The 18964-nt window shown below is 64.6% G+C and carries 17 protein-coding genes; 16 read left to right on the plus strand and 1 reads right to left on the minus strand.

Annotation, left to right across the window (positions count from 1 at the left end; genetic code table 11):
- Positions 1–260 precede the first annotated feature (260 nt).
- From gyrA to aroA, 7 genes are all read left to right on the plus strand, one after another.
- Positions 261–2954, plus strand: coding sequence for a DNA gyrase subunit A (gene gyrA / locus P3W85_RS31860; RefSeq protein ID WP_017230570.1), 2694 nt, complete (start codon positions 261–263; stop codon positions 2952–2954).
- 81 nt (positions 2955–3035) lie between these two features.
- Positions 3036–3599 (plus strand): DUF2059 domain-containing protein, encoded by a 564-nt coding sequence (locus P3W85_RS31865; RefSeq protein ID WP_017230571.1) that lies wholly within the window; start codon positions 3036–3038, stop codon positions 3597–3599.
- Between the two features lie 121 nt (positions 3600–3720).
- Positions 3721–4881 (plus strand): 3-phosphoserine/phosphohydroxythreonine transaminase, encoded by a 1161-nt coding sequence (serC, locus tag P3W85_RS31870; RefSeq protein ID WP_276267694.1) that lies wholly within the window; start codon positions 3721–3723, stop codon positions 4879–4881.
- Between the two features lie 141 nt (positions 4882–5022).
- Entirely contained in the window at positions 5023–6162 is a 1140-nt protein-coding gene (pheA, locus tag P3W85_RS31875) for a prephenate dehydratase (protein ID WP_035817268.1), read from the plus strand.
- Positions 6163–6270: 108 nt separating this feature from the next.
- Entirely contained in the window at positions 6271–7386 is a 1116-nt protein-coding gene (gene hisC / locus P3W85_RS31880; RefSeq protein ID WP_276267695.1) for a histidinol-phosphate transaminase, read from the plus strand.
- Between the two features lie 109 nt (positions 7387–7495).
- Positions 7496–8404 (plus strand): prephenate dehydrogenase, encoded by a 909-nt coding sequence (locus tag P3W85_RS31885; RefSeq protein ID WP_276267696.1) that lies wholly within the window; start codon positions 7496–7498, stop codon positions 8402–8404.
- A 79-nt stretch (positions 8405–8483) separates the two neighbouring features.
- Positions 8484–9794 (plus strand): 3-phosphoshikimate 1-carboxyvinyltransferase, encoded by a 1311-nt coding sequence (gene aroA / locus P3W85_RS31890; protein WP_017230576.1) that lies wholly within the window; start codon positions 8484–8486, stop codon positions 9792–9794.
- Here the strand turns inward: aroA and P3W85_RS31895 are convergent, their stop codons facing one another.
- The gene (locus P3W85_RS31895) at positions 9795–10022 is read right to left on the minus strand and encodes a DUF2061 domain-containing protein (RefSeq protein WP_276267697.1); all 228 of its coding nucleotides are present in this window, start codon (positions 10020–10022) and stop codon (positions 9795–9797) included.
- Positions 10023–10156: 134 nt separating this feature from the next.
- Here P3W85_RS31895 and cmk point away from each other — a divergent pair, with 134 nt between their 5' ends.
- The 9 genes from cmk to P3W85_RS31940 all read left to right on the plus strand — a co-directional run.
- Positions 10157–10819 (plus strand): (d)CMP kinase, encoded by a 663-nt coding sequence (gene cmk / locus P3W85_RS31900; protein WP_276267698.1) that lies wholly within the window; start codon positions 10157–10159, stop codon positions 10817–10819.
- 149 nt (positions 10820–10968) lie between these two features.
- The gene (gene rpsA, locus P3W85_RS31905) at positions 10969–12663 is read left to right on the plus strand and encodes a 30S ribosomal protein S1 (RefSeq protein WP_006158411.1); all 1695 of its coding nucleotides are present in this window, start codon (positions 10969–10971) and stop codon (positions 12661–12663) included.
- Positions 12664–12695: 32 nt separating this feature from the next.
- Complete coding sequence (locus P3W85_RS31910; RefSeq protein WP_276267699.1) at positions 12696–13193, plus strand: integration host factor subunit beta; 498 nt, start codon at positions 12696–12698, stop codon at positions 13191–13193.
- Positions 13194–13406: 213 nt separating this feature from the next.
- Positions 13407–13733, plus strand: a complete 327-nt coding sequence (locus P3W85_RS31915; RefSeq protein ID WP_276267700.1) for a LapA family protein — start codon at positions 13407–13409, stop codon at positions 13731–13733.
- Positions 13734–13736: 3 nt separating this feature from the next.
- Positions 13737–14984, plus strand: coding sequence for a lipopolysaccharide assembly protein LapB (gene lapB / locus P3W85_RS31920; protein WP_017230581.1), 1248 nt, complete (start codon positions 13737–13739; stop codon positions 14982–14984).
- A 42-nt stretch (positions 14985–15026) separates the two neighbouring features.
- The gene (locus P3W85_RS31925) at positions 15027–16400 is read left to right on the plus strand and encodes a UDP-glucose dehydrogenase family protein (protein WP_276267701.1); all 1374 of its coding nucleotides are present in this window, start codon (positions 15027–15029) and stop codon (positions 16398–16400) included.
- A gap of 70 nt (positions 16401–16470) precedes the next feature.
- On the plus strand, positions 16471–17418 hold the full coding sequence (gene rfaE1 / locus P3W85_RS31930) for a D-glycero-beta-D-manno-heptose-7-phosphate kinase (RefSeq protein ID WP_017230583.1): 948 nt from the start codon (positions 16471–16473) through the stop codon (positions 17416–17418).
- A gap of 47 nt (positions 17419–17465) precedes the next feature.
- Positions 17466–18461 carry an ADP-glyceromanno-heptose 6-epimerase gene (rfaD, locus tag P3W85_RS31935; RefSeq protein ID WP_017230584.1) on the plus strand — a complete coding sequence of 332 codons (996 nt, stop codon included), beginning with the start codon at positions 17466–17468 and terminating at the stop codon, positions 18459–18461.
- Between the two features lie 227 nt (positions 18462–18688).
- A partial coding sequence (locus P3W85_RS31940; RefSeq protein ID WP_276267702.1) for a ComEA family DNA-binding protein occupies positions 18689–18964 on the plus strand: 276 nt, incomplete at its 3' end.

Here is an 18964-nt window from a genome sequence, read left to right on the forward strand (position 1 = left end):
TAGGCCTGTGGTGTTTGTGCAACATGGCTCTTGCGATGCCCGCAAACCCTTGTCTGGCCGAGGTTGCAGGATTTTTGCGCGCGCCTCCGAGGGCGATTCGGGACGCTGCCGGAGGCCCTTTGGAGGGGGTGGCCGCGGCCGCGGGGGAGGGCTGCCGCGCATGTTAGAATGCAACGTTGCCCTATAGTCGGACGCCACTTGGCGAATGGCGATTCACCGGGGCGCCTTCTGTTTAAATTCGCCGCATAACCCACGCCGCAATGGATCAATTCGCCAAAGAAACCCTTCCGGTCTCCCTCGAAGAGGAAATGCGCCGCTCCTATCTTGATTACGCGATGAGCGTGATCGTGGGGCGGGCGCTTCCCGATGTGCGGGATGGCCTGAAGCCGGTACACCGGCGTGTGCTCTATGCGATGCATGAGCTTAACAACGACTGGAACCGGCCGTACAAGAAATCGGCGCGTATCGTGGGGGATGTGATCGGTAAGTATCACCCCCACGGCGACACTGCTGTATACGATACGATCGTCCGCATGGCGCAGAATTTCTCGCTGCGCTACATGCTGGTCGATGGCCAGGGCAACTTCGGTTCGGTGGACGGGGATAACGCAGCTGCCATGCGTTATACCGAAATCCGCCTGTCCAAGATTGCCCACGAGATGCTGCTCGATATCGACAAGGAAACCGTCGATTTCGGGCCGAATTATGACGGCTCCGAGAATGAGCCGCTGATTCTGCCGGCGCGCATCCCCAATCTGCTGATTAATGGTTCGTCGGGTATCGCGGTGGGTATGGCCACCAATATCCCGCCGCACAACCTCAACGAAGTGGTCGACGGCTGCCTGCACCTGCTGCGCAATCCGCAAGCCACGGTGGATGAGCTGATCGAACTGATTCCGGCGCCGGATTTCCCGACCGCCGGCATCATCTATGGCATCCAGGGCGTGCGCGAAGGCTACCGCACCGGCCGCGGCCGCGTAGTCATGCGCGCCAAGACGCACTTCGAGGATATCGACCGTGGCCAGCGCCAGGCGATCATCGTCGACGAGCTGCCCTACCAGGTCAACAAGCGCACCCTGCTCGAGCGGATCGCCGAGCTGGTGACGGACAAGAAGGTCGAGGGTATTTCCGATATCCGCGACGAGTCCGACAAGTCCGGCATGCGCGTGGTGATCGAGCTCAAGCGCAACGAAGTGCCTGAGGTGGTGCTGAACAATCTCTACAAGCACACCCAGCTGCAGGACACCTTCGGCATGAACATGGTGGCCCTGGTCGACGGCCAGCCGCGCCTGCTGAACCTGCGCCAGATGCTGGAGTGCTTCCTGTCGCACCGGCGCGAAGTGGTCACCCGCCGCACCGTGTTCGAGCTGCGCAAGGCGCGCGAACGCGGCCACGTGCTGGAAGGCCTGGCCGTGGCGCTGGCCAATATCGACGAGTTCATCGCCATCATCAAGGCCGCCCCGACCCCGCCCATCGCCAAGCAAGGGCTGATGGCGAAGGCCTGGGATTCCAGCCTGGTGCGGGAGATGCTGGCGCGCGCCGAGGGCGACACGCCGGGCGGGCGCGCTTCCTACCGACCCGACGGCCTGCCGGCCATCTTCGGCATGCAGGGCGACGGGCTGTACCGCCTGTCCGATTCGCAGGCCCAGGAAATCCTGCAGATGCGCCTGCAGCGCTTGACCGGGCTGGAGCAGGACAAGATCGTCCAGGAATACCGCGACGTGATGGCGGTGATCTCCGACCTGCTCGACATCCTGGCGCGGCCGGAGCGTATCAGTACCATCATCACCGAAGAACTGACTGCCATCCGCGCCGAATTCGGCGACCTGCGCCGTTCGCATATCGAGCTCAATGCGACCGAACTCGATACCGAGGACCTGATCACGCCGCAGGACATGGTGGTCACGCTGTCGCACAGCGGCTATATGAAGAGCCAGCCGATCTCCGAGTACCGGGCGCAGAAGCGCGGCGGGCGTGGCAAGCTGGCCACGGCCACCAAGGAAGACGACTGGATCGACACCTTGTTCGTCGCCAACACGCACGACTACATCCTGTGCTTCTCGAACCGCGGCCGGCTGTATTGGCTGAAGGTGTACGAGGTGCCGCAGGGGTCGCGCAACTCGCGGGGCCGGCCGATCGTCAACATGTTCCCGCTGTCCGATGGCGAGAAGATCAACGTCATTCTGCCGGTGCGCCAGTTCGATGCCGAGCATTTCATCTTCATGGGTACCGCGCGCGGCACCGTGAAGAAGACGGCGCTGACCGAGTTCTCCAACCCGCGCAAGGCCGGCATCATCGCCGTCGATCTCGACGAGGGTGACTACCTGATCGGCGCCGCCGTCACCGATGGCCAGCATGACGTGATGCTGTTCTCGGATTCCGGCAAGGCGGTGCGCTTCGATGAAAACGACGTGCGCCCGATGGGCCGCCAGGCGCGTGGCGTGCGCGGCATGAACCTCGAAGAAAGCCAGACCGTGATCGCCATGCTGGTGGCGCCCGCCGAGACCAGCGAGCAGGCAGGCGCGGTCGGCAGCGTGCTGACCGCCACCGAGAACGGCTACGGCAAGCGTACCCCCATCGCCGAGTACACTCGACACGGCCGTGGTACCAAGGGCATGATTGCGATCCAGACGAGCGAGCGCAACGGCCGTGTGGTGGCCGCGGCGCTGGTGTCGCCGGAAGACGAGATCATGCTGATCACGACCGGCGGCGTGCTGATCCGTACACGGGTGTCCGAAATCCGCGAAATGGGCCGCGCCACGCAAGGCGTGACCCTGATCAATGTGGACGAAGGCACCAAGCTGTCCGGCCTGCAGCGGATTGTCGAAAGCGATGCCGACAATGGTGTGGCGGGCGACGAACCCGACGGGGCCGACGCGGCTGGCGAGGACGAGCAGGCGGGTGCGCAGGACGGCACCGAAGCCGGCACGCCCGACACGGGATCAAATTCGTAAGTTGTTGCAACATTGATCCGATAGCTGGAACTCGATTGCCGGCTATCGGACTAAAACGAACATATTTACAAGGGAGTCACAATGCTCAAAACCTATCGACGTATCGCTGTTCTGGCTGCCTTCGTACCGGCCATGATGCTGGCCAACGCGGCGCACGCCCAGGATGCCGACAAGACCGCCGCCATCAAGGAACTCCTGACCGTGATGCAGGCCGATCAGGCCGTCAAGGGCCAGGCCGAGAACTGGCAGGCCGGCGCCAAGCAGGAAGCGCCGATGGTCCTGGAGCAGGTACTGGTCGAGAACAAGACGCTCAACGACAAGCAGAAGCAGGCTGCCGTCGACAAGCTCAAGAAGAACGGCGCGGTGCAGCGCATGGTGGACGGCGCGGGTCAGGCCTTTACCACCGACGGCTTCAAGTCCGACGCCATGAAGGCGCACTACGACGCCTTCGGCAAGTACTACAGCGTCCAGGAAATCAAGGACCTGACCACCTTCCTGAAGTCGGCCACCGGCCAGAAGTTCATGGCCAACCAGGGCAAGGCCACACAGGAAATCTGGGGCTCGATGATGCAGAAATACGGCCCGCAGGTTGGCAAGTCGATGCGTGACGCCGCCGAGAAGGAAATCGCCGCCGCGTCGAAGTAATTCGCCGGCAAGCCGGCCGGGGCCCCGGGCGTTGTCCCGGTCTCCCCAATCCGGCGCGGGTTTGAGGGATAATGGCTGCTTGGGTAAAACCGGCAGCCATTTTCCTTTCCAGTCCCAGTCCATGAACGAACCCCAGAATCCAGCACTTGCCGCCATGATGCAGCGCGCCGTGGCCGAGCGTGTCTATAACTTCTCGCCCGGTCCGGCGGCCCTGCCGACCGAAGTGCTGCTGCAGGCAGCCGAGGAGATGTTGTCGTGGCAGGGCACCGGGGTCTCGGTGATGGAGATGAGCCACCGCAGCCGGGAGTTCGAGGGCATCCACGCCGAAGCGCTGGCGAACCTGCGCGAACTGCTGCATGTGCCGAAGAACTTCCGCATCCTGTTCCTGCAGGGTGGGGCCATTGGCGAAAACGGCATCGTGCCGCTGAACCTGATGCGCCGCGTGAATCCGGATCGTGCCAAGGCGGACTTCGTCGTGACCGGCACCTGGTCGGTGAAGTCGGAGCAGGAGGCGCGCCGCTACGGCGAGGTCAATATCGCCGCCTCCAGCCTCGCGCAGAAATTCTCGCGCATTCCGGATGTCGCCGACTGGAAACTGTCGGACGATGCCGACTATGTGCACCTGTGCACCAACGAGACCATCGTCGGTGTCGAGTTCCAGGACGTACCCGACATCGGCCAGCATCGCGACGGCGGTCCGGTGGTGGTGGCCGACGTCTCCAGCCATATCCTGTCGCGCCCGGTCGACTGGTCGCGTGTCCAGGTTGCCTACGGCGGCGCGCAGAAGAACATCGGCCCGGCCGGCGTGACCATCGTCATCGTGCGCGAGGATCTGCTGGGCCATGCGCATCCGCTTTGCCCCTCCGCCTTCAACTGGCGCCTGGTGGCCGAGCACGACTCGATGTACAACACGCCGCCGACCTACGCCATCTATGTTGCGGGGCTGGTCTTCAAGTGGCTCAAGGCGCAGGGTGGCGTGGCCGCCATCGAGCAGCGCAATATCGCCAAGGCGCACGCCCTGTACGAGTTCATCGACCAGAGCGCGTTCTACCGCAACGAAATCGATCCGAGCTGCCGCTCGCGCATGAATGTGCCGTTCATCCTGGCCGACGAATCGCGCAACGATGCTTTCCTGGCCGGCGCGCGCGCCCATGGCCTGGTGCAGCTCAAGGGCCACAAGTCGGTCGGCGGCATGCGCGCCAGCCTTTACAACGCCATGCCGCTCGAGGGTGTCGCCGCCCTGGTCGAGTTCATGCGCGAATTCGAACGCACCTCGGCTTGATTCCCGCGCCCGCCATGGCATCGCGCGGCGATGCCGGAGCGGGTGCCAGGTGCCCGTGCGGATGACGCAGCCGTTGCGCCAACCGGTTTTTTCCAGGGCCATTTCGCCATGCATTGCGAAGTGGCGAAGCGGATTCAGACAATGACAAATCAAGACAAGCACATCGCGCAGGAGGAGGCGCAGCAGGACAACGGCGCTGACGAGAAGGCGCTGGGCGTGGAGCTCACGCCCCTGCGCGAGCAGATCGATAAGCTGGACCGCGAACTGCTGTCGATGCTGAACCGCCGCGCGCAGCTTGCCCTCGACGTCGGCGAGGTCAAGAAGAAATACGGCGCGCCGGTGTTCCGTCCCGAACGCGAGCTGCAGGTGATTCGCAAGGTGCAGGGCGCCAATCCCGGTCCGTTGCTCGACGATAGCGTCGCCGCAATCTGGCGTGAGGTGATGTCGGCCTGCCGCGGCCTGGAAAAACCGCTCGAGGTGGCCTTCCTCGGTCCCGCGGGCACGTTCACCGAGCAGGCCCTCTACGCGCATTTCGGCCACGAAGTGAGCAGCGTGCCGTGCCCTAGCATCGACGAGGTGTTCCGCGCGGTGGAAGCCGGTACCGTGGAATACGGCGTGGTGCCGGTGGAGAATTCCACCGAGGGCGCGGTGTCGCGCACGCTGGACCTGTTCCTGCAGACCTCGCTCAAGATCAGCGGCGAGATCGCACTGAAGGTGCATCACAACCTGATGGCGTCGTCGCCCGACATGAACGGCGTGACCGTGGTGCGGGCGCATGCGCAGGCGCTGGCGCAATGCCAGCACTGGCTCACGGCGAACTATCCGCACCTGGAGCGCCAGGCGGTGTCGAGCAATGCGGAAGCGGCGCGCATGGCCAGCGAGGATCCCACCGTGGCCGCCATCGCCGGCGAGTCGGCGGCCAACCGCTATCACCTGCATCTGGTGCGCACGCATATCCAGGACGACCCGCACAACCGCACGCGCTTCGCGGTGATCGGCCGCTACGAGACCGAACCCTCGGGCAGCGACCAGACCTCGATGATCCTGTCGGTGCCCAACAAGGCAGGCGCGGTCTACCAGTTGCTGGCGCCGCTGGCCGACAACGGCGTGTCGATGTGCCGCTTCGAGTCGCGTCCGGCGCGCAGCGGGGCGTGGGAGTATTACTTCTATGTCGACGTGGAAGGCCATCAGCACGATGCGCCGGTGGCGCGGGCGCTGGAGGAATTGCGCCGCAATGCGGCTTATTTCAAGGTGCTGGGCTCGTACCCGTCCAGCAAGTAATACCGTGCGCCCGCCGCGCCGCCGCGCGCGGGCAAGGATCGGCGAAGCGGAAATCGCGATCCGCGCAGGAACGATCAGAACGATAAGAGCGATCAGCAAGGAGACAATATGGCAGAGCAGGGCAAGCACTTCGGCCCCGAGTATGTACGGGCGATCTCTCCGTACGTGGCGGGCAAGCCGATTTCCGAAGTGGCGCGCGAGTTCGGCCTGGATGAATCCAGGATCGTCAAGCTGGCCTCGAACGAGAATCCGCTCGGCATGCCGGAATCCGCGCGCACGGCCATTGCCGCCGCCGTGGCCGATATCGGCCGCTACCCCGATTCCAATGGCTTTGAACTGAAGGCCGCGCTGTCAGCCCGCTTCGATGTGCCGGCCGACTGGCTCACGCTGGGTAACGGCAGCAACGACATCCTGGAAATGGCGGCGCATGCGCTGGTCGAGCCGGGCGAATCGATTGTCTACGCCGAGCATGCCTTCGCAGTGTATGCGCTTGCCACGCAGGAAGTCGGCGCCCGCGCCATCGAGGTCAAGGCGCGCGACTACGGCCATGACCTCGACGCCATGGCTGCCGCCATCGCGCCGGAGACCCGCCTGGTCTTTATCGCCAACCCGAACAACCCGACCGGTACCTTCCTGCCGGCCGCCGCCATCGAAGCCTTCCTGGCCAAGGTGCCGGCCGATGTCGTGGTGGTGCTGGACGAGGCCTATAACGAATACCTGGACGATACGCAGCAATACGATTCGGTGGCGTGGGTCCGCAAGCATCCCAACCTGCTGGTCTCGCGCACTTTCTCCAAGGCTTATGGCCTGGCCGGCCTGCGCGTAGGCTACGCGGTGGCCCAGCCGGAGCTGACTGATCTGCTCAACCGTGTCCGCCAGCCTTTCAACGTCAACAGCCTGGCGCAGGCGGCGGCGGTCGCGGCCCTGGGCGACACCGCCTTCCTGCGGCGCAGCGCCGAGCTGAACCGTGCCGGCAAGGCGCAACTGGTGGCGGCGTTCGACCGGCTCGGCCTGCAGTACGTGCCGTCGTCGGGTAATTTCGTGCTGGTGCGCGTGGGCCATGATGACGGCGCCGGCGCGCGGGTCAACCTGGCGCTGCTCAAGCAGGGCGTGATCGTGCGTCCGGTGGGGAACTACAATCTGCCGCAATGGCTGCGCGTGACCATTGGCCTGCCGGAAGAAAATGCTGCCTTCATTGCCGCGCTGGAGAAGGCCCTCAGGTAAGGGCTTGCCCGCCTTTGCCGGGTAGCGGCGCGGTAAATGCGGCGCTGGCATCCGGCGGAGACGATACAATGCCGGATTCCCGAACCTCCTTGCCTGGCAGCGTATCCCCGTGACCGTTCCTGCGTCCGCTCCTTATTTTTCCCGTGTCGTCATTGTCGGCGTCGGCCTGATCGGCGGCTCGCTTGCGCTCGCGCTCAAGCGCGCGGGCGCGGTCGGCACGGTGGTCGGCGTGGGCCGTTCGCAAGCCTCGCTGGAGCGCGCGCTCAAGCTGGGCGTGATCGACGAGGCGGCAACGCTGGAAGAGGCCGCCAAGGGCGCCAGCGTCATCGTGCTGTGCGCGCCGGTGGCCCAGACCTTTGCGCTGCTCCATGCACTTGAGCCGCACCTGGAGCCGGCCACCATCGTTACCGATGCCGGCAGCACCAAGTCCGACGTCATCATGGCGGCCAAGACGGCACTGGGCGACAAGGCCGCGCAGTTCGTGCCGGCGCATCCCATCGCGGGCCGCGAGTTGCACGGGGTAGAGGCCGCGCTGGACGACCTGTACGCCGGCAAGCGGGTCGTGCTGTGCCCGTTGCAGGAGAACGCCCGCATCGACGTGGCGGCCGTGCGTGCCATGTGGGAAACCGCCGGCGCGGATTGCCATGTGATGTCGGCCGTGCAGCATGATGCGGTATTCGCGGCGGTCAGCCATTTGCCGCATCTGCTGTCCTATGCGCTGGTAGCCCAGGTGGCCAACGCCGAGGATGGGGCGCTCAAGCTCGATTTCGCCGGCGGCGGTTTTCGCGATTTCACCCGTATCGCGGCGTCTTCGCCGGAGATGTGGCGCGATATCTGTCTCGGCAACCGCGACGCGATGCTGGGCGAGCTGGCCACCTTCCAGGCGATGCTGGCGCATCTCAAGACGCTGATCGAGCACGGCAACGGCGAGGGGCTGGAGCGTATCTTCCAGCGCGCCAGCCAGGCGCGCCAGCAATGGGGCACGCTGCGCGCGCCCGCCGTCAACGTCGAACCCTGAACGCCAACGCCTCGACGCCATCAACGGAGCGGTGCGCCCTTCCTTTATAGAGAGCCGCCGGCCAACTAGCATGCAAACCATGGAACATCTCACGCTCGGCCCCTTCACTCGCGCCTCCGGTACGGTTCGCCTGCCGGGTTCCAAGAGTATCTCCAACCGCGTGCTGCTGCTGGCCGCTCTCGCGCAGGGCGAGACCCGCGTATGCGACCTGCTCGACTCCGACGATACTCGCGTGATGCTGCAGGCACTGCGCACACTGGGCGTGGCGTGGCGCCAGGAGGACGGCGCTTGCGTGGTGCGTGGCGTGGGCGGCAACTTCCCGATCAAGTCGGCCGAGCTGTTCATGGGCAATGCCGGTACGGCCATCCGGCCGCTGACTGCGGCGCTGGCGCTGCAGGGTGGCAGCTACAAGCTGTCGGGCGTGCCCCGCATGCACGAGCGCCCCATTGGCGATCTCGTCGACGGCCTGCGCCAGATCGGCGCCCGCGTCGACTATCTCGGGACAGAGGGCTACCCGCCGTTGCAGATCTCGCCCGCGCAGATCCGCATCGATGCGCCGATCCGCGTGCGCGGCGATGTCTCCAGCCAGTTCCTCACCGCGCTGCTGATGAGCCTGCCGCTGGCCGACGCGCCCGGCGGCGCCATCGAGATCGAAGTCGTCGGCGAACTGATCTCCAAGCCCTACGTCGAGATCACGCTGAATCTGCTGGCGCGCTTCGGCATCGAGATCAAGCGGGAAGGCTGGTCGCGTTTCATTGTGCCGGCACGGGGCACCTACCGCTCGCCCGGCGAGATCTTTGTCGAGGGCGACGCATCCTCGGCGTCCTATTTCCTGGCGGCCGGCGCCATCGGCGGCGGTCCCCTGCGGGTGGAAGGCGTCGGCATGTCGAGCATCCAGGGCGACGTCAAGTTTGCCGAGGCGCTCAACCGCATGGGCGCCAACGTGATGGCCGGCGCCAACTGGATCGAGGTCCGCGGCACCGAGCGGGACGACGGGCGCCTGCATGGCATCGAGCTGGATTGCAACCATATCCCGGACGCCGCCATGACGCTGGCGGTGGCGGCGCTATTTGCCGAGGGGCCCACGACGCTGACCAATATTGCCAGCTGGCGGGTCAAGGAAACCGACCGCATCAGCGCCATGGCGACCGAGCTGCGCAAGCTCGGCGTCGAGGTGGAAGAGGGCGCGGATTACCTGAAAGTGACGCCGCCGGCCCGCTCCGCATGGCTGACCCCGGCCGCCGGCATCGACACCTACGACGATCACCGCATGGCCATGTGCTTCTCGCTGGCCGCGTTCGGACCGCTGCCGGTGCGGATCAATGAGCCCGGCTGCGTGGCCAAGACCTTCCCGGATTACTTCGCGGCCTTTGGCGCGGTGGCGCGCTGATCACGCCGCAGGCGTCAGGCCGGGTTCTCCGCCGGCGGTCGTGGACGTGCCGTGATGGCGGCGTTCGCGCCCGTCCCAGTAGCGGTCGAAGAAGTAATGCGCCACAGTATTGACTGCCGGTTCGATAAAGGTGACCGCGCCGCTGACCGCGAGGTTGCCGGTCAGCGCGTAGGTGACGCCGAAGGCGATGCCAACGTGCATGATGCCGAACGACAGGGTCTTAGCCATGGTAGATTGCCTCGCGGAGATGCCGGTTTGACTGCCCGGGTTGCTGCTGCCTCTCAGGCGGTCCGCCATGGAATGCATGGTAATGATTCTCAATTGATTTAAGAAATCAATATTTTTATTTGTTTCAATAAATAATGACTATCGTCGACGTCATCACAATCGACGGGCCCACGGCTTCCGGCAAGGGCACCGTAGCGCACAAGGTGGCCGATGCACTCAGCTTCCATTTGCTGGACAGCGGTGCGCTGTACCGCCTGGTTGCGCTCGCCAGCGAACGTGTGGACATTGACGCACAGGATGTGGAGGGGCTTGCAAAACTGGCCGCCCGCCTCGATGTGAAGTTCGGTCCCGACCGCGTCTGGCTCAGCGGCGAGGAGGTCAGCCTGGCCATCCGCGCCGAAGCTACCGGCAACCGGGCTTCGGCCATCGCGGTCCACCAGCCGGTACGCGATGCCCTGACGGCGCTCCAGCGCGGGTTTCGCAAGCTTCCCGGCCTCGTCGCCGACGGCCGCGACATGGGCACGGTGATTTTCCCCGATGCCCGTCTTAAGGTATTTCTGACGGCAAGTGTCGAAGCGCGCGCTCGCAGGCGCTATAAACAATTGATTGATAAGGGAATTTCTGCTAATATCGAAGACCTTTTGCGGGACCTTGAGTCGCGCGACCTGCGGGATCGTACCCGCACGGCCGCGCCGCTGCGTCCCGCACAGGATGCGCACTTGCTCGATACCTCCGACATGACGGTGGATCAGGCGGTGGCGCAGGTGCTGCAGTGGTACGGCGCGCCGGGTTGCTGACCCGCGCATCCCGCCGCTGGCGGCACCGAAGTGCCGGCAGTGCCCTGTCATGCAGGACTGCCGGTGTTGTTCAACCTTACCCCGCTGCCCAGGCAGACTGAGCGCGATCCTCGCGCCGGCCCGTGTACTGCGGATTGATACTCAAGTTTATGTCCGACCTGCAAACTAACGAATCCTTTGCCGCACTGTTCGAGGAATCCGTCGCCCGCTCCAATATGAAGGCTGGCGAAGTGATCTCCGCTGAAGTCGTGCGCATCGACCACAATTTCGTGGTCGTCAACGCCGGCCTCAAATCGGAAGCTTTCGTGCCGGTGGAGGAGTTCCTGAACGACCAGGGCGAACTCGAAGTGCAGGCCGGCGACTACGTCTCCGTGGCCATCGACGCGCTCGAGAACGGCTATGGCGACACCATCCTGTCCCGCGACAAGGCCAAGCGCCTGGCATCGTGGCTGAACCTCGAGAAGGCGCTGGAAGACGGCGAAATCATCTCGGGCACGGTCACGGGCAAGGTCAAGGGCGGCCTGACCGTCATGGTCAACGGCATCCGCGCGTTCCTGCCGGGCTCGCTGGTCGACGTGCGTCCGATCAAGGACACCACGCCGTACGAAGGCAAGACCCTGGAATTCAAGGTCATCAAGCTGGACCGCAAGCGCAACAACGTGGTGCTGTCGCGCCGCGCCGTTGTGGAAGCGACCCTGGGCGAAGAGCGCCAGAAGCTGATGGAAACCCTGAAGGAAGGCGCCATCGTCAACGGTATCGTCAAGAACATCACGGACTACGGCGCATTCGTGGACCTGGGTGGCATCGACGGCCTGCTGCACATCACCGACCTGGCATGGCGTCGTGTGCGTCACCCCAGCGAAGTGCTGTCGGTTGGCCAGGAAATCACCGCCAAGATCCTCAAGTTCGACCAAGAGAAGAACCGCGTCTCGCTGGGCGTGAAGCAACTGGGCGAAGATCCGTGGGTCGGCATCTCGCGCCGCTACCCGCAAAGCACCCGCCTGTTCGGCAAGGTGACCAACCTGACCGACTACGGCGCGTTCGTCGAGATCGAAGCCGGCATCGAAGGCCTGGTCCACGTTTCCGAAATGGACTGGACCAACAAGAACGTGGCCCCGTCGAAGGTTGTCCAACTGGGCGACGAAGTCGAAGTCATGGTGCTGGATATCGACGAAGACAAGCGTCGTATCAGCCTGGGCATGAAGCAGTGCAAGGCCAATCCGTGGGACGATTTCAGCCGTAACCACAAGAAGGGCGACAAGCTGGGCGGCCAGATCAAGTCGATCACCGACTTCGGCGTGTTCATCGGCCTGCCCGGTGGCATCGACGGCCTGGTGCACCTGTCCGACCTGTCCTGGCAAGAAACCGGCGAAGAAGCCGTGCGCAAGTACAAGAAGGGCGACGAAGTGGAAGCCGTGGTTCTGGGCATCGACGTCGACAAGGAACGCATCTCGCTGGGTATCAAGCAGCTGTCGGGCGACCCGTTCAACAACTTCATCTCGGCCAACGACAAGGGTTCCCTGGTCAACGGCACGATCAAGACCGTTGATGCCAAGGGCGCTGTCGTGCAACTGGCTGACGACGTCGAAGGCTACCTGCGCGCATCCGAAATCTCGGCTGACCGCGTGGAAGATGCTCGCAACGTGCTGAAGGAAGGCGAACAAATCACCGCCCTGGTGGTGAACGTCGACCGCAAGTCGCGCAACATCAACCTGTCGATCAAGGCCAAGGACAACGTCGAGCAGCAAGAAGCCATGCAGAAGTTCGCGGCCGACACCGGCACGGCTGGCACGACCAACCTGGGCGCGCTGCTGAAGGCCAAGCTCGGCCAGGACAACCAGTAAGCATTGGTTCTTACGCCTGCTAGCGGATGCCCATGACCAAGTCCGAGCTTGTCGAAAAACTGGCTGCCCGCTTCCCGCAGCTGTTGCTGCGGGATGCGGACATCTCGGTGAAGACGATCCTCGATGCCATGTCCGAAGCGTTGGCCGATGGCCACCGCATCGAGATTCGCGGATTCGGCAGTTTTGGTCTGAACCGGCGTCCGCCACGCGTGGGACGCAACCCCAAGTCCGGCGAACGTGTGCTGGTGCCCGAGAAACGGGTACCGCACTTCAAGGCGGGCAAGGAGTTGCGCGAGCGAGTCGATCGCAGCCCGGCGCTAACGCAGTCGGGTAGCGGAGGCGCCGGTGCCGGCGTCGGCGGTAGTCACGCTGGCAATGGCAGCGGTACTGCAAATGGCGGCGCCAACGGCAACGGCCATGGCGCCATGGCTGGTGCGGTACATGCGGCCGCGCCGGGCCAGGCCAAGCCGGCGGTGGTTGCCGGTGGCGCCATGAGCGATGACGGCGGGCTGAAGCTGGCCCGCTCCTGAGTCACCGCGTTCGCTCGCGAAGTGCCTGCGATGTGTCTGGATAGTCGAAAAAGCGCCCCGATCCGGGGCGCTTTTTCATTATGGCGTCGTACAAGACGTTACCTTTAGTACGAGGCGATTCCGCTACAATGCCGGGAATCCACCGAGGGGCCCCGCCCGCCGGCGTTCGCGTCACCGGAGTCCGAGTCATCCCATCTTCCGTATGAAGCCCGCATGAAACTTGTCGCCTGGATCATCCGTATCGTCCTGTTTGCGCTGCTGTTCGTGCTGGCGCTGCGCAATACCGCCGATGTCTCGCTGCAGCTGTTCTTCGATGCCGTGTGGCGTGCGCCGCTGATCCTGATCCTGCTGGCGGCCTTCGGCCTCGGCATCCTCGCCGCGCTGGCGGCGGTTGCGCCCGCGCTGATGCGCCAGCGCCTGGAGGCGGGGCGCTTGCGGCGCGCGCTCGGTGAAGCGCGCAGCCAGGCCGCGGAAAATGCACGTGAACCGCAGGCGGCGGGTTCCGGCATTCCTTACAACGTAGTTGGCCCGAAAGTTTGAGCAATGATTTTTGAAACCTGGTGGCTGCTCGCGCTGCCGCTCATTTTCGGCCTGGGCTGGATGGCTGCGCGCTTCGACGCGCGCCAGCTCATGAGCGAGCAGGGCGCGTTGCCGCGCTCCTATTTCAAGGGGCTGAATTTTCTGCTCAATGAGCAGCCGGACCAAGCCATCGATGCGTTTATCGAGGTGGTGCGGCTCGACCCCGAGACCACCGAGCTGCACTTTGCGCTGGGTGCGCTGTTCCGCCGGCGCGGCGAGACCGAACGCGCCATCCGCGTGCACCAGAACCTGGCCAGCCGCCAGGACCTCCCCGATGCCGAACGTGAGCATGCACTCTTCGAGCTGGGACAGGATTTCCTGCGCGCGGGTCTGCTCGATCGTGCGGAGGAATCGCTGCGGCGGCTGATGTCCGGCCCCTACGCGGCGCCGGCCAAGCACGTGCTCCTGGAGCTCTACGAAGTCGAAAAGGAGTGGAAGAAAGCCATCGATGCGGCGCGTGAGCTGCAGCCGCTGGAACACAAAGACTACAGCGTGCAGATTGCCCAGTTCTGCTGCGAACTGGCGCAGGATGCGCTGCAGCGCAAGCAGCCGGAGGAGGCGGTCGGCTGGTTGCAGCAGGCGATCAAGGAAAACCCGGCAAATGTGCGCGCGCCGATGCTGTTGGGCGACGTCGCCATGGCGGCGGGCGACGCCCAGGGTGCGCTCGGGCGCTGGCTCGGCATCGAACAGCAGGATGCGTCCTTCCTGCCGCTGGTGGCGGACCGCGTGGTCAAGGCTTACCGCCAGCTTGGCGATAACGGCCAGGCGCTGGCGTGGCTACGCGGCCTGCTCAAGACCAGCCTGGCTGCCGAGTTGCTCGACAGCGCCTATCGCGCCGAGTTGGAATTGCATGGTGCGCACGCCGCCGCCGCGCTGATGCGGGAGCAATTGCGCCGTCAGCCCTCGCTGCAGGCGCTGACCAAGTATTTCGAGGCACAGGCAGCCGAGGCCGCCGAGGCGGCGCCAGCCGCAGCCGGCGAAACCGGCGACTCGGGTGCCGCCGTGGCGCAGGCGCAGCAGGCAGCCGGCCAGGACACCGGGCAGGTGCAGGAGGTGTCTGCGATCCGCGACCTGCTGCAGCATCGCACGCGCAACCTGGCCCGCTACACCTGCCGCGAGTGTGGCTTCCGCGCACGATTGTTCTATTGGCAGTGCCCCGGCTGCAACCGCTGGGAAACCTACGCACCGCGCCGTACCGAGGCGCTCGGTTGACGCTCTTGCGTCGCACGCCAATCCCTATCTGGAGTACAAGTTATGAAAGTCACCATTATCGGCAGCGGCTACGTCGGTCTAGTGACCGGGGCCTGCCTGGCGGAGCTGGGCAACGATGTGTTTTGCCTGGATGTCGACGAGCGCAAGATCGCGCTGCTCAATGCCGGCGGCGTGCCGATCTACGAGCCGGGTCTCAAGGAGCTTATCCAGCGCAACCGGGAAGCCGGCCGCCTGACGTTTTCCACCGATGTGGCGGCCAGCGTGGAGCATGCCGACGTGCAGTTCATCGCCGTCGGCACCCCGCCGGATGAGGATGGCTCGGCCGACCTGCAGTACGTGCTGGCGGCGGCCCGCAATATTGGCCGGCACATGACCGGCTTCAAGGTGGTGGTGGACAAATCGACGGTGCCGGTCGGTACCGGCGACCGCGTTGCCGAGGCCATTCGGGAAGAGCTGGCCGCGCGCGGCCTCGAAGACCTGCAGTTCTCGGTCGTGTCGAATCCCGAGTTCCTGAAGGAAGGCGCCGCGGTGGAGGACTTCATGCGCCCCGACCGCATCGTGCTGGGCTGCGATGCCGACGTGGCGGGCCGTCACGCCAAGGCCATCATGCGCCAGCTCTATGCGCCCTTCAACCGCAATCACGAACGCACCTTCTATATGGATGTGCGCTCGGCCGAGTTCACCAAGTACGCCGCCAATTCGATGCTGGCCACGCGGATCTCGTTCATGAACGAGCTGGCGAACCTCGCCGACGAAGTCGGCGCCGATATCGAACTGGTCCGCATGGGCATCGGTTCCGACCCGCGCATCGGCTATAGTTTCCTGTATGCCGGTGCCGGCTACGGCGGTTCCTGTTTTCCCAAGGACGTGCAGGCGCTGATGCGTACCGCCAGCGCGCACGGCAAGCCCATGCGCGTGCTGGAGGCGGTGGAAGCGGTCAACGATGCGCAAAAGCAGGTGCTGGCCGACAAGGTCGTGCGCCGTTTCGGCGAAGATCTCTCCGGGCGCACCTTTGCCATCTGGGGACTGGCGTTCAAGCCCAATACCGACGACATGCGAGAAGCGCCGTCGCGGGTGCTGGCGCGGGCGCTGATTTCCCGCGGCGCCGCGTTGCGCGTGCACGATCCCATCTCGATGCCCGAGGCCCGGCGTGCGCTGGAGATCGATCTTGCCGACATCGAAGGCGGCTTTGAGCGCGTGCATTTCAGCGACGCGCAGATGGATACGCTCGATGGTGCCGACGCGCTGGTCATCGTCACCGAATGGAAGGTGTTCCGCAGCCCGGATTTCAACCAGATCAAGCGCCGCCTGAAGGCACCGGTCATTTTCGACGGACGCAATCTGTACGAGCCCGAGTCCATGCAGGAAGCGGGCATCGAATATCATGCGATCGGGCGGCCGACCACGACGCGCTGAAACGCAACCCAACGGGAACGACAAGCCAACGCCCCGGCTGACGGACCGGGCAGTGTTGCCAAGGATGTCCATGAGCAAGAACCATATTCCGCAGCAACAGATCAATCAATCGCGCATCCTGGTGACGGGCGACATGATGCTCGACCGCTACTGGTTCGGCGATGTCGAGCGCATCTCCCCGGAAGCGCCGGTGCCGGTGGTGCAGATCAAGCGCAGCGACGAACGGCTCGGCGGCGCCGCCAACGTGGCGCGCAATGCCGCCGCGCTGGGCGCCCAGGTCGGCATGCTGGGCGTGGTGGGCGACGACGAACCTGGCCGCACCCTGGAGGCGCTGCTGAACGCCAGCCATGTGCAGCCCTACCTGCATCGCGACGCCAGCGTCAACACCACCATCAAACTGCGCGTGGTGGCGCACCAGCAGCAGTTGCTGCGGGTCGATTTCGAGAATGCCCCGGCGCATGAAGTGCTGCTCTCCGTCCAGGATCGTTTCATGGCCCTGGTCAAGGATTACAAGGTGGTGGTGCTCTCGGACTACGGCAAGGGTGGCCTGACGCATGTGGGCCGCATGGTCGAGGCGGGTCGCGCGGCTGGCTGCCTGGTGCTGATCGATCCCAAGGGCGACGATTACTCGCGCTACCGCGGCGCCACGCTGATCACCCCCAACCGCGCCGAAATGCGCCATGTGGTGGGCGCCTGGAAGACCGAATCCGATCTCACCATCCGTGCCCAGAACCTGCGGCGCGAACTGCATCTCGAGGCCTTGCTGCTGACGCGCTCGGAAGAAGGCATGACCCTCTATACCGAAGCCGAGGTCCTGCACGTATCGGCGCAGGCGCGCGAGGTCTACGACGTATCCGGCGCCGGTGACACCGTGATTGCCACGCTGGCGACCATGCTGGGCGCAGGCGTGCCGCTCAAGGAAGCCGTGCAGCACGCCAACCGCGCCGGCAGCATCGTGGTGGGCAAGCTGGGCACCGCGGTCGTCACCTATCCTGAACTGTTCGGCACGCCGGCGTAACGGCCGCGCGCTGCTTCCTGGCTCGCACCGCATTAGCACACACGACCATGACCATCATCGTTACCGGCGCTGCCGGCTTTATCGGCAGCAACCTCGTCAAGGGCCTCAATGAACGCGGCGAGGACAATGTCGTCGCCGTCGACAACCTGACGCGCGCCGACAAGTTTCACAATCTCGTCGACTGCGAGATCCGCGACTACCTCGACAAGAGCGAGTTTCTCGAGCGCTTTGCCCGCGGCGAGTTCGGCAAGGTGCGCGCGGTGTTCCATGAAGGCGCCTGTTCGGACACCATGGAGACCGACGGCCGCTACATGATGGAGAACAACTACCGCTACACCAAGGCGCTGATGGATGCCTGCCTTGCGCAGGGCACGCAATTCCTCTACGCATCCTCGGCGGCCACTTACGGCGCCTCCCAGGTGTTCAAGGAAGAGCGCGAATACGAGAAGCCGCTCAATGTCTACGGCTACTCCAAGTTCCTGTTCGATCAGGTGGTGCGGCGCACGCTGCCGTCCGCGCTGTCGCAGATCGTGGGATTCCGCTACTTCAATGTCTATGGCCCGCGCGAAGCCCACAAGGGCCGCATGGCCTCCGTGGCGTTCCACAACTTCAACCAGTTCCGCGCCGACGGCACGGTGAAGCTGTTCGGCGAGTATGGCGGCTACGCGCCGGGCGGCCACACCCGCGATTTCATCTCGGTGGAGGATGTGGTCAAGGTCAACCTGTTCTTCCTCGAGCATCCGGACAAGTCCGGCATCTTCAACCTCGGCACCGGCCGTGCACAGCCCTTCAACGACATCGCCGCGGCCGTGGTCAACACGCTGCGCGAAGCCGACGGCCGGCCGCAGCTGACGCTCGACGAGATGGTGCAGGAAGGGCTGGTGGAATACATCAAGTTCCCCGACGCGCTGCGCGGCAAGTATCAGTGCTACACGCAATCCGATGTCTCGCGCCTGCGCGGGGCGGGCTACAAGGAGCCGTTCTACACGGTCGAAGAGGGCGTGTCGCGCTATTGCCGCTGGTTGCTGCAGAACAAGGCATGAGGCAACTGGCTGCCCAATCGCCGGATTGCCCCGATGGCCAGGTAGCGCGATAGCCGGCTGGCGTACTCTCTCCCCCCTCTCTTTTTCGATTCGGCGGAAACACCTCGGTAGCGTTGAGGTGAACTTTTGTTGCATGACGCGCCAAGGCGGCCATGCGCTCCTATCCTCCGTGTTGCCGCGTCCAGCCCGGATGCGGCAACCATCACAACTGGATAGGAGAATCTCCCATGTTCAAGCAAGCACTGGCGAAGGCATCCAAGCAGGTCCTGCTGGCGGCCGCCGTATGGTTTTCGCTGTCGGGCGCGGCGCAGGCGGCAGTCGATGTGAACGCCGCCGATGAAGCTGCCCTGGTTTCGCTCAAGGGCATCGGGCCGGCCACGGCCAGCACCATCGTCTCCGAGCGCGCCAGGGGCGGCCCGTTCAAGGATGCCGCGGATCTCGCCGATCGCGTCAAGGGGCTGGGGCAGAAATCGGTCGCGCGCCTGCAGGAGGCGGGCATGACC

The sequence above is a fragment of the Cupriavidus basilensis genome, from assembly GCF_029335485.1.
GTDB lineage: Bacteria > Pseudomonadota > Gammaproteobacteria > Burkholderiales > Burkholderiaceae > Cupriavidus > Cupriavidus basilensis_E.